This window comes from Agromyces aureus (assembly GCF_001660485.1).
Taxonomy (GTDB): domain Bacteria; phylum Actinomycetota; class Actinomycetes; order Actinomycetales; family Microbacteriaceae; genus Agromyces; species Agromyces aureus.
In genome coordinates, this window is record NZ_CP013979.1 from 1,837,472 (window position 1) to 1,852,534 (window position 15,063).

General features: G+C 71.0%; 14 protein-coding genes and 1 tRNA gene. 2 read left to right on the forward strand and 13 right to left on the reverse strand.

Annotated features, from left to right (window positions below; translation table 11 throughout):
• Positions 1 to 61: 61 nt before the first annotated feature.
• A complete protein-coding gene (locus ATC03_RS07960) occupies positions 62 to 1,246 on the reverse strand; it encodes a site-specific integrase (RefSeq protein ID WP_084003383.1) in 1,185 nt (394 codons plus the stop codon).
• 103 nt (positions 1,247 to 1,349) lie between these two features.
• Here ATC03_RS07960 and ATC03_RS07965 point away from each other — a divergent pair.
• A tRNA-Lys gene (locus ATC03_RS07965) sits at positions 1,350 to 1,448 on the forward strand.
• A gap of 67 nt (positions 1,449 to 1,515) precedes the next feature.
• On the opposite strand, the gene ATC03_RS07970 is transcribed toward ATC03_RS07965, so the two are convergent.
• The 12 genes from ATC03_RS07970 to ATC03_RS08030 all read right to left on the reverse strand — a co-directional run bounded on the left by ATC03_RS07970 (position 1,516) and on the right by ATC03_RS08030 (position 12,645).
• Positions 1,516 to 1,857, reverse strand: coding sequence for a VOC family protein (locus tag ATC03_RS07970; protein ID WP_067875308.1), 342 nt, complete (start codon positions 1,855 to 1,857; stop codon positions 1,516 to 1,518).
• Between the two features lie 89 nt (positions 1,858 to 1,946).
• Positions 1,947 to 2,351: a DUF7144 family membrane protein gene (locus tag ATC03_RS07975; RefSeq protein ID WP_067875311.1), complete on the reverse strand. Its 405-nt coding sequence runs from the start codon at positions 2,349 to 2,351 to the stop codon at positions 1,947 to 1,949.
• Positions 2,352 to 2,519: 168 nt separating this feature from the next.
• Positions 2,520 to 5,201 carry a collagen-binding domain-containing protein gene (locus ATC03_RS07980; protein WP_067875314.1) on the reverse strand — a complete coding sequence of 894 codons (2,682 nt, stop codon included), beginning with the start codon at positions 5,199 to 5,201 and terminating at the stop codon, positions 2,520 to 2,522.
• A gap of 188 nt (positions 5,202 to 5,389) precedes the next feature.
• Positions 5,390 to 6,316 carry a 5'-3' exonuclease gene (locus ATC03_RS07985; protein WP_067875317.1) on the reverse strand — a complete coding sequence of 309 codons (927 nt, stop codon included), beginning with the start codon at positions 6,314 to 6,316 and terminating at the stop codon, positions 5,390 to 5,392.
• A gap of 73 nt (positions 6,317 to 6,389) precedes the next feature.
• On the reverse strand, positions 6,390 to 7,172 hold the full coding sequence (locus tag ATC03_RS07990; RefSeq protein WP_161490329.1) for a metal-dependent hydrolase: 783 nt from the start codon (positions 7,170 to 7,172) through the stop codon (positions 6,390 to 6,392).
• A 167-nt stretch (positions 7,173 to 7,339) separates the two neighbouring features.
• A complete protein-coding gene (locus ATC03_RS08000; protein WP_067875326.1) occupies positions 7,340 to 7,933 on the reverse strand; it encodes an energy-coupling factor transporter transmembrane component T family protein in 594 nt (197 codons plus the stop codon).
• The gene (locus tag ATC03_RS08005; protein WP_067875328.1) at positions 7,930 to 8,610 is read right to left on the reverse strand and encodes an energy-coupling factor ABC transporter ATP-binding protein; all 681 of its coding nucleotides are present in this window, start codon (positions 8,608 to 8,610) and stop codon (positions 7,930 to 7,932) included. Before ATC03_RS08005 ends, ATC03_RS08000 begins: the two co-directional genes overlap by 4 nt.
• Positions 8,607 to 9,755 carry a thiolase family protein gene (locus ATC03_RS08010; protein WP_067875331.1) on the reverse strand — a complete coding sequence of 383 codons (1,149 nt, stop codon included), beginning with the start codon at positions 9,753 to 9,755 and terminating at the stop codon, positions 8,607 to 8,609. Before ATC03_RS08010 ends, ATC03_RS08005 begins: the two co-directional genes overlap by 4 nt.
• Positions 9,752 to 11,047, reverse strand: coding sequence for an AMP-binding enzyme (locus tag ATC03_RS08015; RefSeq protein WP_067875334.1), 1,296 nt, complete (start codon positions 11,045 to 11,047; stop codon positions 9,752 to 9,754). The genes ATC03_RS08010 and ATC03_RS08015 overlap by 4 nt, the downstream gene beginning before the upstream one ends.
• Complete coding sequence (locus tag ATC03_RS08020) at positions 11,044 to 11,733, reverse strand: biotin transporter BioY (RefSeq protein ID WP_227820259.1); 690 nt, start codon at positions 11,731 to 11,733, stop codon at positions 11,044 to 11,046. Before ATC03_RS08020 ends, ATC03_RS08015 begins: the two co-directional genes overlap by 4 nt.
• Before the next feature lie 147 nt (positions 11,734 to 11,880).
• Positions 11,881 to 12,333, reverse strand: a complete 453-nt coding sequence (locus ATC03_RS08025) for a hypothetical protein (RefSeq protein ID WP_067875337.1) — start codon at positions 12,331 to 12,333, stop codon at positions 11,881 to 11,883.
• A 123-nt stretch (positions 12,334 to 12,456) separates the two neighbouring features.
• Positions 12,457 to 12,645 (reverse strand): hypothetical protein, encoded by a 189-nt coding sequence (locus tag ATC03_RS08030; RefSeq protein WP_067875341.1) that lies wholly within the window; start codon positions 12,643 to 12,645, stop codon positions 12,457 to 12,459.
• 152 nt (positions 12,646 to 12,797) lie between these two features.
• On the opposite strand from ATC03_RS08030, the gene ATC03_RS08035 reads away from it, so the two are divergent.
• Positions 12,798 to 15,059 (forward strand): bifunctional alpha,alpha-trehalose-phosphate synthase (UDP-forming)/trehalose-phosphatase, encoded by a 2,262-nt coding sequence (locus ATC03_RS08035; protein ID WP_084003385.1) that lies wholly within the window; start codon positions 12,798 to 12,800, stop codon positions 15,057 to 15,059.
• Positions 15,060 to 15,063 lie beyond the last annotated feature (4 nt).

Sequence of the window (15,063 nt, forward strand, 5' to 3'; positions counted from 1 at the left end):
GTGAACCATGCCCCCGGCCTGTTCCAGCAGGTGCGGGGGTCCTTATCGCGACCCGGATGGGTTACGTTCGCGTCGGAACCGGCATGCGTTCCGCAATCTCCGCCAGACGGTCTGCGGCGGCATGTTGATACGCCATAGCCGCGACGGTGGTCGAATGACCGAGAAACTTCATCGTTTCGGCCAGAGTCGCACCCGACTGTGCGTGTAGTGTGCCGGCGAACCGTCGCAGGTCGTGCTCTCGAACGACGCCCCGAATGCTGAGAAGGTCGCGGACGCGATTCCATTCTTTGTAGAACACCGAGTTGTCTACGAATTCGGAGTGTCCGTGCGGTTGGAACAGCAAGCTCTCGGGGAAGCGGCCCGCGAAATGACTCAGGTGTGCTTCAACTGCGGGCGTGAGTGCTGAGGGTAGGACAACCGCGCGCATGCCCTCTTCTGATTTCGGGGAGCCGACTACCCAGCCCTCGCCGGTTATTCGCTGTGCTTGGCGGCTCACTTCCACGGTGGTTACGCCATCACGGATGGTGATGTCCATCCGGCGAAGTGCCCGCCACTCGGACATGCGAAGACCGCCGTAGGCTGCGAGCAGGATCGCGAGCTCGAACCGGTCGTCGATGAAGTCAAGTATCGAACCCAGTTCACCCAACGTTGGCGGCCGGTACGTCTGCTTCATGCCGGCGCTTGTCTTCGTCAGATCCGATGGAACGGGATTCGAAGTGACAATGCCCTCGACGATCGCCGTATTCATGATTGCTCGGAGGAGACGCGCCTCAGCGCCCGCGGCCGTACGCCCCGCCTTCATCCGATCCGCGTGCCAGTTGCGAACTCGCGCCGCGGTAATTTCCGAAACGCGGTCGTTCTTGAACCTCGAAAGGCCCTTCTCGAGTTGTCGCGCGTACTCGGCGCGAGTCTTCGCAGACAGGAGGCGCCCCTTAACGACGCGCTGCGCGACCCACGTCGCTGCGTACGATCCGAAGCGCTCATCTACGACCCGGTTTGCCGCCTCGCGTGCCTGCGCCTCCAGGACGGTGGGGGAGATCCACTGCCCTCGCTCGAGATCAACGCGCACGCCGTCCAACCACTCTCGAGCTTTGTCACTGCCGGTCCTTGGCTTCGCTCGTGTTCCAGGAGGCGGCGGTGAATCGGTGAACGTGACGGGGGCGTTGTACCGAACCCCGGCGACGACATACGACGCCTGAACACGCCCGGAGGGTAGCTTGCGGATGGCTCCCCATTGCTTCGGCATGTTCACCTAACCCTCGTTGGCGTGCAACGATCGTGCGATCAATCGTGTCCAAATGTGACACCTAGAGTCTCATCAATCAGAGAGCCAATGTCAATAGTGCCCCGCACTGGCGGGGCCAATCGGTGCGAATTCAAGCCGTGCAACATTGCAGAGCAACTGACTCTTAATCAGTGGGTTCTGGGTTCAAGTCCCAGGGGGTGCACGATCAGCCCCGAACCTCTCGCCAGGTTCGGGGCTTTTCTCATGTCCCGTGGCTCGTTCCGGGCGGCTCAGTCCGTTGCGGCCCGGCCGGGTTGGTCGAACACGTAGAACGCGTTGCCGTCGGGGCCGTCGAGTTCGACCATGCGTCCGTCGGGGATGTCCTTCACCTCGCCCCGTTCGACCACCGCCGCGTGCGAGTTGAGCCAGGCATCGAGGTCTTCGACCTCGTACATCGGTCCTGACGCGCCGGGTGCGGTCGACACCATGATCTGCACGTCGGAATCCGCCAGGGCGAACGCGACCGTGTCGTCGCCTTCGCGCCACGACTCGGCGAGCCCGAGCACGTCGCGGTGGACCGCGACCGCCTCGGGGAGATCGTCGACGGGGACGTAGATGAAGCGCAACTGCATCGTCTGCTCCGTTCTGGTTCGAGGGTGCGGCCGGATGCCGCCTTCCGCCTCCCGCGAGGCGGGCCGGCGGCATCCGACCGACTGGTTCGTCAGTGCTTCAGGTCTCGCCCGTGCACCGTGATGGCGTAGATGACGAGCACGTCGATCGCGATGACGATGAGCGACCACCACGGCTGCGCCGGGATCAGGAACAGCTGCCCGAGCGCGCTCAGGGAGGCGATGATCACGGCGAGGACGCGGGCCCAGGTCGCCCCGCTGAACAGCGCGAACCCGGTGAGCGCCAGGACGACGCCGATGATGATGTTCCACCAACCCCATCCGGTGAGATCGAACACCACCAGGCCGCCTTCGCCGACGACGTAGTAGTAATTCGATCCGATGACGGCGACGGATCCTTGGATGATGCTGAACAGGCCGTTCAGGAGGATGACGACGGCGGCGAAGCCGACCCATCCGACCCAGCCCGACATGCCCTTGGTCTCGGTGTCACTCATGGCATCTCCATTCCTGGTGCATTCGACCTCCGCATCGGTGTGGGTCGCTCGAACAGCGATCCGATCGGAGACGGCCACACCTTATCGCCGCCCACGGCCCGAACGATGGAACGAAACGCGCTCAGTTCGGGACGGGAATCCACTTCTCGTGGGAGGGGGAGCCCCGCTCTAACCGCCGGATCCGGTCAGAACGCGTCGAGTCGTCCTGGCGACCGTCAGGACGAGCAGGCCACCGAGCAGCGCCGCCAGAGCCAGTCCGAGTGCTGGCGCACCGTCGATGCCGCTCGTCGCGAGTTCGGCGCGCGGGCCGGGCGTCGGCGTCGGCGTGGACGTCCCGGCCGCCGTGTTCTCGAGCGCGAGCGCCACGGTCGTGCCCGTGGTGGGCACGAAGGTCACCCAGCCGTCCGCGTCGGGTGCGACCGTGGCGCCGTCGACGGTCCACGTCGGCGTGCCCCAGATGATGCCGGGAATGGCCGGGGGCGCCTGCTCTCGCACCGACACGGGCACGCCGGTCGGGAGGTTCTCGGCAGTGATCGGCACACCGGTGACGAGTTCGGTGGCGTTCGCCGGGCCGTTCGAGATGCGGTACTCGACCGGGAAGACCGTGCCGTCGGGCACGAGTGCCGATCCGGTGCCGTCGACGGTCTTCACCACCGACAACGACCCGAAGCCGTTCATGGTGTTCGTCAGCGCGAGCGACACCGTGGTGCCGGGCAGGACGACGAACGTGATGTTGCCGTCGGCATCGGGGATCTGGAGCGTGCCGTCGACCGTCCACCCGGGCGTGCCCCACTCGACGCCCGGGATCTCGGGCAGATCTCCCTCGCGGACGGTGACGACCGTTCCGGCCGGCAGCGCCGGGAACGTGATGGCCTCCGACGCGGGGATCTCGACGGTCGCCTCGGCGCCGCCGTCGAGCGTGTAGATGAGCGGGAAGGTCGTTCCTTCCGGCAGCGCGCTGCTGCCGTCGCCGATCACCGTCTTCGCGATCGCGATCCAGCCGACGGCGTCGGCCTCGTTCGTCAGCTCGACGGCGATCGTCTCGTTTCCGACGAGGGTGAAGGTGATGTCGCCGTTCTCGTCGGGCGCAACGGGCTGGCCGTCGATGGTCCACACCGGAGTGCCCCAGGTGATGCCGGGGACGTCGGGGATGCCGGTCTCCTCGATCGTCACGACGTCGCCCGCGACGAGTCCGTCGACGACGGCGGCGGGGTCGTCGGGTGAGACGAGCACGTCGATCGGCTCGCCGCCGTTGACCGTGTAGGTGAGCGTGAATTCGGAGCCGGAGGGCACCGCCGTCTCACCCGAGCCGCTCAGCACCTTGGACACGCTGAACCCCGCGGGGATCGGCGCGGCGGTGTTCGTCACGACGAGTTCGACCATGGCATGCGTGGCGTCGACGACGAACGTCGTGTCGCCGTTCCAGGTGACGTCGGTCCATGCCAGATCCGGCGGCAGCGCATCGTCGCCGGGTCGGACCTCGAAGAGCGCGATCCTCGTGCCGAACGGGAAGGTCGTATCGGGCGAGACGGGCGTGCCGTCGGCGCTCAGTTCGAGCTCGCCGGTCGTCCGGACGCCGTCGGGAGTGAGCGCGATGTAGCGCACGCCGAAGGTCGTTCCGGGTGCGAGATCTTCGGGATCGACGCCGGAGAGCGCTTTCGCGACCGAGAACGAGCCCTGCTCGGCCGGCGTGTCGCACGGGAGCGCGCCGGCGAACAGGAAGGAATGCACCTCGCCGCCGAGGATCGTCACGTCGTTCGCGATGATCTGCCCGTCCCACGGTTGGGCGGTGATCGTGAGGTCCGCGTCGGGTGCGTAGATCGAGCCGTCGCCACGGCCGCCCGTGCCGATCGAGACCGGGCCCGTCACTTCGGAGAGATCCCAGACCGTGTACGGCGAGTAGGTTCCCTCGGGGTCGATCGCGGGCGGCAGGATCGACGTGGTTCCGGGCTCGACGTGGATCACGAGCGGATTCAGCGGACCAGGCACGCCATCGGAGAACTGCAGCAGGGTCGCGCCGGCGATGTCGGCGTACTCGAGCACATTGGGCTGGTCGGGCGACAGCGGGCCCAGCACGATCCGATCGCCGGTGTCCTCGAGGATCTCGACGGGGTGGCCGACGAGCTGCGTCGGGTCGACGACGTCGGCGAAGCACTGCGCGATCTCGTCGGCGTTGGCGTCGGCACTCGCCTCGACGTAATCGGCGACCACGGCCTGTCGATCGGCGCCGGTCGCGTACGTGAAGATGCTGCCGTCGCCAGCCGAGGTCGCCGGCGGGGTCGCGTCATCGGGATAGACCTGGTTCTGGGCGTCGATGAGCGGCGGGTCGTCGGTGCCGGCCGTTCGCGCGTACCGGAGCCAGCTTCCGCGGGTGAACGAGACGAACGGGGCGGCGCGGTCGACGATCTTGAGGTCGCCGATCTGCGACGGCTGCGTCGCGCCGAGGCTGGTGATCTGCGCTCGGCCCGGATTGCTCGCGGGGTCCGACGCGTAGTCGCCGATGAGCACGCGGGTCGGGTCGCCGTCGACGGTCGGCAGCACGTACGAGCCGGTGCCGGCGATGACGTGCGCGAACTGGTACGTCGCGGTCTGGGTGAGTCGCAGCCGATCGCCGACGGCGATGCTGCCCTCGAACTCGGAGTTCCCGAGCGCGGCGTTGCCCCTCGCGTAGACGGTGAACCCGCCGGCGAGCGTGAGCGGATTGATCGCCGAGACGCCGGTCGAGAGCACGGGTGCGATCCTGGCGTCGGCCGCGGGCACCGAGCCCGGGATCGCCGTCGCGACGACCCCGCCGGCGAGCAGCACCGCTCCGATCGCCGCCACGATCGCGGACCACCGACGTCGACCCATGCGGACCCTCTTCCCCCGAAGCCGGCACGACGCCCGAGGGCGTGTGCGTCGACGCACTCCGAATCGGATGCCGGGTGCGACCTCGGGTTCGGCGCGTCTCACGTCATGAAAGCACATCCGGAGAGGCCAGTCGACAGCGAACCCACGACCGAGATCGGCGCGGCGGCCGCACGAATCGACCGCGGGCCTCAGCCGTTGCCGAGCGCGGCGAGCACGCGCGGCGCCGCCCCGCCGAGGTTCCACTGCTCGGCGAAGCGGTCGAAGTCGGCTCGACGGGCGTCGTCGAGCGGGCGGATCGTCGCGTCGAACTCGCCGAGTTGCAGGTCGCGCACGACCTCGACGACGGTCGGGGCGACGTCGAGGTAGTCCGCGGCATCGGCGATTCTGGAGCGCATCGTGGCCGACAGCGGCACGGAAGCGTCGGCCGCGGCCGCACGGATGCCGTCGAGGTCGACGAAGTCGCGCAGGAGGCTCGCGGCTGTCTTCTCGCCGATGCCCTTGACCCCGGGCAGGCCGTCGGAGGCGTCGCCGCGCAGGGCCGCGAAGTCGGCGTACTGCTGCGGGAGCACCGAGTACTTGGCGACGACGGACGCGTCGGTCAGCACCTCGAGCTTGCTCATGCCGCGGGCCGTGTAGATCACGCGCACGTCGCGGGCGTCATCGACGAGCTGGAACAGGTCGCGGTCGCCCGTCACGACGTCGACCGGCACGGTGGCCTGCGTCGCGAGGCTGCCGATGACGTCGTCGGCCTCGTGCTCGGGCGCGCCCACGATCGGGATGCCGAGGATGCCGAGCACCTCGCGGATCAGCGGGATCTGCACGACGAGCGGGTCGGGCGTCTCCTCGATGTCGGCGGCCGCCTCGACGACCTCGACCACACGGTGCGCCTTGTAGCTCGGGATGAGCTCGACACGCCAAGCGGGTCGCCAGTCGTCGTCCCAGCATGCGACGAGCTGCGTGGGCTCGTAGTCGGTGACGAGCCTCGAGATGATGTCGAGGAGGCCGCGCACGGCGTTGACGGGCGTGCCGTCGGCGGCCTTCAGCGAGTCGGGCACGCCGTAGAACGCGCGGAAGTAGAGCGAGGCGGTGTCGAGGAGCATCAGGCGTTCGGTCACAGGGCGATCCTGCCACGACCCTCCGTCGGCCACGACGTCAGGAGGGCGGATGCCACGGCGAGGCGTCGCGCGCTCAGCCGCCGGCGAGCACCTCGACGCCCATCATGCGCAGGCACTCGTAGCCGAAGTTCGCGAGGCAGTAGAGGCCGAGGACGGCGCCGAGCATGGTCTCGCGGAACGAGCCCGTGTCACCGAGCAGCGGCAGCGAGACGTGCCCGCTCGGAAGCCAGAGCCGGTTGACCACCGGCGTCTCGCGGAACCGCTCGGGCGGGCGGTGCACCTGCGGCCAGAGCATCCCCGGAACGCCGCCGGTCGTGAGGAAGTCGCCGAGCAGGTGCACGACGAACCCGAGCGTCACGGCGAGCGGGAACCACGCGATCTGCTCGGGTGCGAGGAACACGATCGCGGCTCCGACGGCGGCGCCGGCGACCCAGGCGGCGGCCCACGTGCGCACGAAACCGCGGGCCTTGAGGCCGAAGCACGTCAGCACGGCCGTGCCGATGCCCGCGCCGACCGCGATGGTGCCGAGCCCGTCGACGGGCACCGCGATGAGCGTGAGCACCCAGGCCAGCACCATCATCACGATCACGGCGATGGCCGAGTGCGCGCCCTGCCGATGCCCGCCCGAGAGCGTGCCGACCGTGCGCGCCGCGAGCCGGCCGAGCACTGGCACCGAGTGCGCGATCGTGGCGCTGTGGTGGTCGGCGTCGGGCAGCAGCGCAGCGCCGGCGGCGACGGCCGTGCCGGCGAGCACGCCCACGGGGTCGAGCGGGTAGGCGCCGAGGCCGAGCACCGGCATCGTGCTCGTGACCGCGATCCACGCGGCCGCGCCGCTCGTGGCGTGCGTGATGCCCATCATGGTGCTGCTTCCGGTCGGCGCGGTGCTCGGCCGATCGGCCGTCGACCAGTCTGCCGGGTGCCGACGACATCACGCGAACCGGCCGGCGACAGCGACCCGCGGCATCCGCGAACCGACGGCCGACGGCCGCCCGCGGCATCCGCCGACGAACGAACCGCCCCGACTCAGTCGTCGAACCCGCGCGCCGTGAGCGCCTCTCCGAGGTGCTCGGCCGTGCGCAGTGCCCGCACGATGACCGGCACGGCGAGCGCGAGCAGCGACCCCTCGGCGCCGCGGGCCTTGCGCGCCTCCATGACCTCGCGCACGAGGTCGGCGAGCAGCGGCACGCAGCGGATCGTGAGTGCGAGCGCGAGCCCGACGCGATCGGCGTCGACCCATCGACGGAACGGCCGCAGCACCGCCTGCATGGCGTCGAGCGTCTCGCTCACGGGCGTCGTGAGCGTGTAGAGCGCCGCGAGCGCGACGGCGACGACGAGCCGCACGGCCATGACCGAGGCCGCCTCCCACCCGCCGAAGAGCACCTGCACGGGCACCGCGAACACGAGCACCCAGAGGATCGGCACGATCTGCCGCAGCGCCACCCGCGCGGGCACGCGAGCGAGCACGAAGAGCAGCAGGACGACGACGGATGCCGCGGCGAGCCACACGAGCGACGAGACCAGCGCGGCGACCGTGACGAACGCCGCCAGCAGCCCGAGCTTCACGAGCGCGGAGGCGCGGTGCACGATCGACGTGCCGGGGTGGAAGACGCCGATCACGCGATCAGCACCCGGTAGGCATCGAGCGCGACCGAGGGCACGTCGTCGGCGACGACCCGGCCGTGCTCCATGACGATCACGCGGTCGAAGTCCTCGAGGAGTTCGAGCTGGTGGCTGACGACGACGAGCTGCTGGTCGAGGCTCGCGAAGTGGCGTGCGATCAGCCGGGCGTTGCGCGCGTCGAGCAGCGTCGTCGGCTCGTCGGCCACGAGGATCTCGGGCTCGGCCACGAGCACCGAGGCGAGCGCCAGCAGCTGCTTCTGCCCGCCGGACAGCCGATGGGCCGGGCGGTCGGCGAGGTCGGTGAGCCCGAGGCGCTTGAGCGTCGCGTCGACACGCGCCGCGGCATCCGCCTTGTCGAGCTTGTGGCGACGCAGGGTGAAGGCGACGTCTTCGCGCACGGTGGGCATGACGATCTGGTTGTCGGCGTTCGTGAACACGAAGCCGACCCGGCGTCGCACCTCGCGGGCACGACGGGCGACGTCGAGTCCGTCGACGACCACGCGGCCGTCGGTGGGGGAGACGAGGCCATTGATCATGCGCGCGAGCGTGGACTTGCCGGAGCCGTTGGCGCCGACGATGCCGATTCGGCGCTCGGTCAGCACGAGCGAGACCTCGTCGACGACCCGCTCGGCGCCGAAGTCGTGGCTCACGCCGTCGAACACGATCTCGCTCATTCCGCCTTCTCCACGATGATCGCCACGCCCTGGCCGCCGCCGATCGAGCAGGCCGCGAGGCCGGGCCTCGGGTCGTCGGTCGCGGCCATACGCGCGGCCAGGCGCACGAGCAGTACGGCTCCGGATGCCCCCCACGGGTGTCCGAGGGCGATGGCCCCGCCGTCGCCGCTGATGAGCTCCTCGTCGAGCTCGAGCTCGTCGCTCACAGCGAGCACCTGGGCGGCGAACGCCTCGGTGATCTCGACGAAGCCCAGATCACGGGCCGCGAGGCCGGCCCTGGCGAGTGCGACACGTGCGGCGGGCGCCGCGCCGAGGCCGGGCAGGGCCGGATCGCCGCCGGCGACGGCCGCGGCGCGGATGCGCAGTGCGGGCAGTCCGAGCTCGCGCGCGACGCGCTCGGTCGTCACGGCCATCGCCGCCGCGCCGTCGGAGAACCCGCACGAGTTGCCCGCGGTCACGGTCGCCTCGTACGACGACGAGAACGCGGGGGCGAACCGGGCCAGCGTGGCCGCGTCGAGGCTCGCGCGCGGCCGGTCGTCGCGAGCCACGCCGTCGACGGCCACGATCTCGGTCTCGAAGAGCCCGGCATCGCGGGCGGATGTCGCCAGCGCATGCGAGCGCGCAGCCCAGGCGTCCTGCCTGGCGCGCGTGATGCCGCGCACGACGGCGAGGCGGTCGGCGGCCGGCCCCATGTCGGGATCGGGGAAGCCCGGGGGAGCGAAGGGCGCACGCGCGTACCGTTCACCCGACTCGGGCCACACGCGGTGCGGGGCCGTTGACGCCGACTCGGCGCCGCCCGCGAGCACGAGCTGCGCGTCGCCGGCCTTCACGCGCGACGCGGCCTGCAGCACGGCGTCGAGCCCCGAGCCGCACTGGCGGTCGACCGTGACGCCGGGCACCTCGAAGCCGAGCCCGGCGCGCAACGCGGCCACGCGTGCGACATCGCCCCCAGGGCCCATGCAGTTGCCGAGGATCACGTCGTCGATGTGCAGCCCGGAGGGAGAGACGAGCCGTGCGACCTCGGCGAGCACGGGCGCCGCCAGCGCATCGACGGTGTGCGCCGCGAACCCACGGCCCGCGGTGCCGATCGCGGTGCGGCGTCCGGCGACGATCACGGGCGCGGCATCGAGGCCGCCGCGGGTCATGCGCCGCTCCCGGCCGGTGCGCCGAGGTGGGGCGCACCGGGGTGTGGTGCGCCGAGCCATCCGTTCGCCAGGGCGGCGCGCACCTCGCCCCTGGCGATCTTGCCCGACGCCGTGCGGGGAACCCGGGCGGCGAACCAACGCCTCGGAAGCTCGTCGACGGGCATCTTGCGCCGCGCCGCGTCGGCGACCTCGGCGAGGGCGACGCCCTCGAAGAGTTCGACGACCGCGACGATGCGCTCGCCGAGGAGCTCGTGAGGCTCGCCGATGACGGCCGCCGCCCGCACACCCGGGATCGCCTCGAGGCGCGCCTCGACCTGCTCGACGAGCACGGTCGAACCCGCGGTCGTGATGGCGGCGTCGCCCCGGCCGAGCACGCGCAGCCCGCCGTCGGGCGTGCGTTCGGCGAGGTCGCCGACGGTCGCGAACCCGCGCCCGTCGCGCTGCAGCATGCCACCGCCGACCACGCCGAGCGCGAGGTACGGCGACCTCGCCCAGAGGAGGTCGCCCGCGGCATCCGCCCGCAGTTCGACCTCGACGCCCGGGAACGGTCGAAGCCCGCCCTCGCCGCCCGAGAGCACGAACGACAGCTCGGCCGCACCGTAGTACTCGGTGAGGCGGATGCCGCGGTCGGCCGCCCGGTCGCGCAGCGTCGGGCTGAGCACGGCCCCCGCCACGATCGCCGCCGCCGGGGGCGTGTCGCCGTCGATCACGCGGGCGAGCCTCGTGGGCGTCGCGTGCACCACCGCAGCGCCCTCGAGCGCGTCGGTCGCGGTCGCGCCCAGCCACAGCGCGTGCAGCACGCCGTAGAGATGCATCGACACGTGCAGCGGACCGGTGACGGCGATGCGCACACCGCTCATCGTGCCCTTGGCGGCGTCGCCGTCGTGCGCGACCTCACCCGGGTCGGCGCCGAGGCCCGCCACCGCGGCGAGCGGGCCCGCCGAGGCCAGCCACGACGCGTTCGTGCGGGCGACCACGCGCGGCGAGCCACCGGAGGATCCCGAGGTCAGCAGCGCCAGTCCTGTGCCCTGCGGCAACCGGCCGACCAGATCGTCGGCCTCGCGCTGCGAACCGCCGACGAGCACCGGGCGACCCCGCTCGAGTGCGGCGAGCACGTGCGTGACGAGCGTGACGGGGTCGGTCGCCACGGGGCATCCGATCGGCCCGTCACCCGCGGGCAGCCCGACCGCCGCGACCGTCGACACGGAACGGGCGAGCGCGCCGAACCGCACGATCTCGCCCCCGAACGCGAGGGCGACGTCGTGCGGCGAGCCGTGGAGCCAGTCGCTCATGCCGAGGGAGCGACCGGCTTCTCGCGCTTCCACGGCCAGGTGCGCGGTGCGATCAGGCCCGGCCAGGCGCGGTGCACGCCCTTGGCCACGAGCACCGTGATGACCACCTTGACCACGTCGCCGGGCAGGAAGACGAGCGAGCCGGCGAGCGCGAGGCCGAGCGGAGTGCCCGTGATCGCGGCGAACAGCGGGACGCCGACGAGGTAGACCGCGACGATGCCGCCGAACGCGGTCCACAGCAACGCGGGCAGGATGCGGTACTTCGGCAGCAGGCGCGCCGTCGCCCAACCGATGACCAGCGCACCGAGCAGCCAGCCGAGGAGGTAGCCCACCGAGGGGCCGACGAAGACGCCGAGGCCGCCGCGACCGCCGGAGAGGAGCGGGAGCCCAGCCGCGACGAGCGCGATGAACAGCAGCACCGACAGGAATCCCTTGCGCGCACCCAGGATGGCGCCGGCCAGCATGACGCCGAGGGTCTGGAACGTGATCGGCACCGCGGCACCGCCGATGGTCAGCGCGCCCGGAAGGCCGAGGGCCGCGATGAGCGCCGCGAAGACGGCGATCTGCGCGAGGTCGGTCGCGGTGCCGCGACGCCGTGGACGCGAGGCCCGCTCGTCGTGGGCATCGTCGTGCCGGTTCTCGTCGGCGTCGGCGGAGTCGCGCATGGTGGGCTCAGCGGCGGACATCGAGGGCCTCCAGAGTCGTGAGGAATCGAGCCGATCGGCCCGCGCGAGCCGGATGGCCCGCTCTTCACGCTAGGGAAACGCGACGCTCGCCCGCTCCCACGGCCGTACAAGAAACCGGGCCGGATTTTGGAACGGCGCCCGCGGCGATCAGGCCGCGCGTGCCTCGAACCCGTGCTCGGAGTAGGCCGGAGCCACCGAGATCTCCTCCGCCTCGGCATCCGCCGTCGCGTCGGAGGTCGTCGCGTCGGAGGCCGGCTCGGCCCAGACCACGAGGGGAGCAGGCTCCCAGCTGAGCGCGAGCGGCTCGGCCTCGGCGGGAACGACGACGGCGACGGCATCGCGCTCGTCGAGCACCGCTCGGGTCAGCTCGGCCGAGATCTGGTGCGTGATGACGGCATCGAAGATGCGGTCGGTGTCGCCCTCGGCGCGACGCACGAGCGACCATGCGCCGTTCGGGCCGATGAACTCCGAGAGCTTCGCGTTCAGCAGGTCGAAGAGGTGTTCGCCGCGGAGGTCGGCCGCGGTAGGACGCGGCGGCTTGGCGGCGGCGTGTGCCGAGGCCTGTGCGGCAAGCCTCGCTCTGCGCCAACGGCGGAACATCGGTGGCCCCTCTCGTGGGAACGGTGGCCGCACGGTTCGGGCCGTGCGGAACTGCATCCAGTTTCGGCCCCTGAGGGCTCGGAATGCCGCTGAACACGCCGCAAGCGACGGGACGGACTGAGACTAGTCCGTCAGCTCGCCGTCGCGGGTCTCTTCGGCCACCGTGCCTATGGCGATCGCGAGGCTCGCCGCCCAGGAGACCCACATGAGGAGCAGCCGCCAGTCGCGGGGACCCGATGCGGTGGCGCGAACGACTCCGATCCCGCTGATGATCGCTCCGAGGACGGCTCCGCTGAAGAGGTACTTGCGCATGGGGCCACGCTACCGCGCGGACGCATCCGTCGCGAGGCATCCGCTCGGCCGCGGCGGAGGGTTGACATGCGCGGGACGATGCGTCAAGGCCCGATGGCGAGGATCGGGCCGCTGTTAGCCTGAGGTTGCCCGCGAGGAGGGACTCCAGTCGCATGAACACCGCCCAGTCGGATTCCGAAGAACTGTACGTCGACCACGCCTACGACATGATCGTCGTCTCCAACCGGCTCCCGGTCGACTACGTGGAGCAGCCCGACGGGAGCGCGGGCTGGAGGAGCTCGCCCGGCGGGCTGGTCACTGCACTCGAACCCGTGATGCGCGCGGCCGACGGCGCCTGGATCGGCTGGGCCGGCGTCGCCGACCGCGAGTTCGACCCGTTCGAGAACGACGGCATCTCGATCATCCCCGTGCCGCTCAGCGAGTCCGAGCTCGAGGAGTACTACGAGGGGTTCTCGAACGACACCCTCTGGCCGCTCTACCACGACGTGATCGCGCCGCCCACCTACCACCGCGAGTGGTGGGACGCCTACGTGCGCGTCAATCGCCGCTTCGCCGAGGCGGCCGCGCGCGCGGCCTCCGATGGCGCCGTCGTGTGGGTGCAGGACTACCAGCTCCAGCTCGTGCCGAAGATGCTCCGCGAGTCGCGGCCCGACCTCGTGATCGGGTTCTTCAATCACATTCCGTTCCCCGCATACGGCATCTACTCGCAGCTCCCGTGGCGGCGTCAGGTCATCGACGGACTGCTCGGCGCCGACGTCATCGGGTTCCAGCGCACAGCCGACGCCGGCAACTTCTCGCGGGCCGTGCGCCGCCTGCACGGCTACCCGACGCGCGGCAACGTGATCGAGGTGCCGAACGAGCCGCGCCCGGGCGACGAGGCCGACATGCGTCGCGTCGTGGCTCGGGCCTTCCCGATCTCGATCGACGCCGAGGGCTTCGAGGAGATCGCCCGGCGCCCCGACGTGCAGGCGAGGGCGCGCGAGATCCGCGAGAGCCTCGGCAACCCCGAGACGGTCATGCTCGGCGTCGACCGCCTCGACTACACCAAGGGCATCCGGCACCGCATGAAGGCGTTCGGCGAGCTGCTGCGCGACGGTCGCATCGCCGTCCAGGACGCGACGCTCGTGCAGGTCGCCAGCCCCTCGCGCGAACGCGTCGAGACGTACCGGCAGCTCCGCGACGAGATCGAGCTCACCGTCGGGCGCCTGAACGGCGACTACGCGACGCTCGGCCACCAGGCCATCGCCTACCTGCACCACGGCTACCCGCGCGAGGAGATGGTGGCGCTCTACCTCGCGGCCGACGTCATGCTCGTGACCGCGCTCCGCGACGGCATGAACCTCGTCGCGAAGGAGTACGTCGCCTGCCGGTTCGACAACGACGGCGTGCTCGTGCTGAGCGAGTTCGCCGGGGCATCCGACGAACTGCGCCAGGCCGTGCTCGTGAACCCGCACGACATCGAGGGCCTGAAGGACGCGATCATCGAGGCGGTGCGGATGCCGCGGCGCGAGCGGTCGCGTCGCATGCGCGCCCTGCGGCGACGCGTCCGCGAGAACGACGTCGCGAAGTGGTCGGCGAGCTTCCTCGAGACCCTGACCGGATCGGGCATCATCAAGGCCGGACTGACCGACCAGCTGCGCGACGCGGTCGCCGAGCTCGCCACGACCGAGCGCCTGCTCGTCGCCCTCGACTTCGACGGCACCATCGCGCCGCTCGTGGAGCACCCGCACGACGCGCGCGCCACCGAACGCGCCGTGGCCGCCATCGAACGGCTCGTCGCCCTGCCCGACACCCGGGTCGCGCTCGTCTCCGGGCGTGCGCTCGACAGCCTCGCCGAGGTGGCATCGCCACCGGAGGGCGTGCTGCTGAGCGGCTCGCACGGCGTCGAGCTGAAGCTCGACAGCGGCCCGATCACGCTCGACCTGCGCGACGCCGAGCTGTTGAAGCTCGCGCAGCTGACGAGGGTCGTCGAGGAGGTCGTGGCCGCGCACCCGGGCGCGCGCGTCGAGCACAAGCCCGCCGGGCTCGCCCTGCACACCCGCGGACTCGCCTCCACCGCCGCGACCGCGGCCCAGCTCGATGCCCGTGAGCGCGTCGCCGCGCAGCTCGACGGCATCACCGTGCGGTCGGGCAAGTCAGTGCTCGAGTTCTCGGTGCGCTCGACCGACAAGGGGGAGTCGTTCACCCGGATGCGCCAGCACGCGGGAGCCACGGGCGCGATCTACCTCGGCGACGACGTGACCGACGAGGACGCGTTCGCCGCGCTCGAGGGCGAGGACCTCGGCGTCAAGGTCGGCCAGGGCAAGTCGATCGCGCCGTACCGGGTGCGGAACCCCGACGACGTCGCCGAACTCCTCGAGCACCTCGCGTCGGCTCGGGAGCGGGCGGCCGAAGGGGTGTCCCGCTGGGAATAGACTT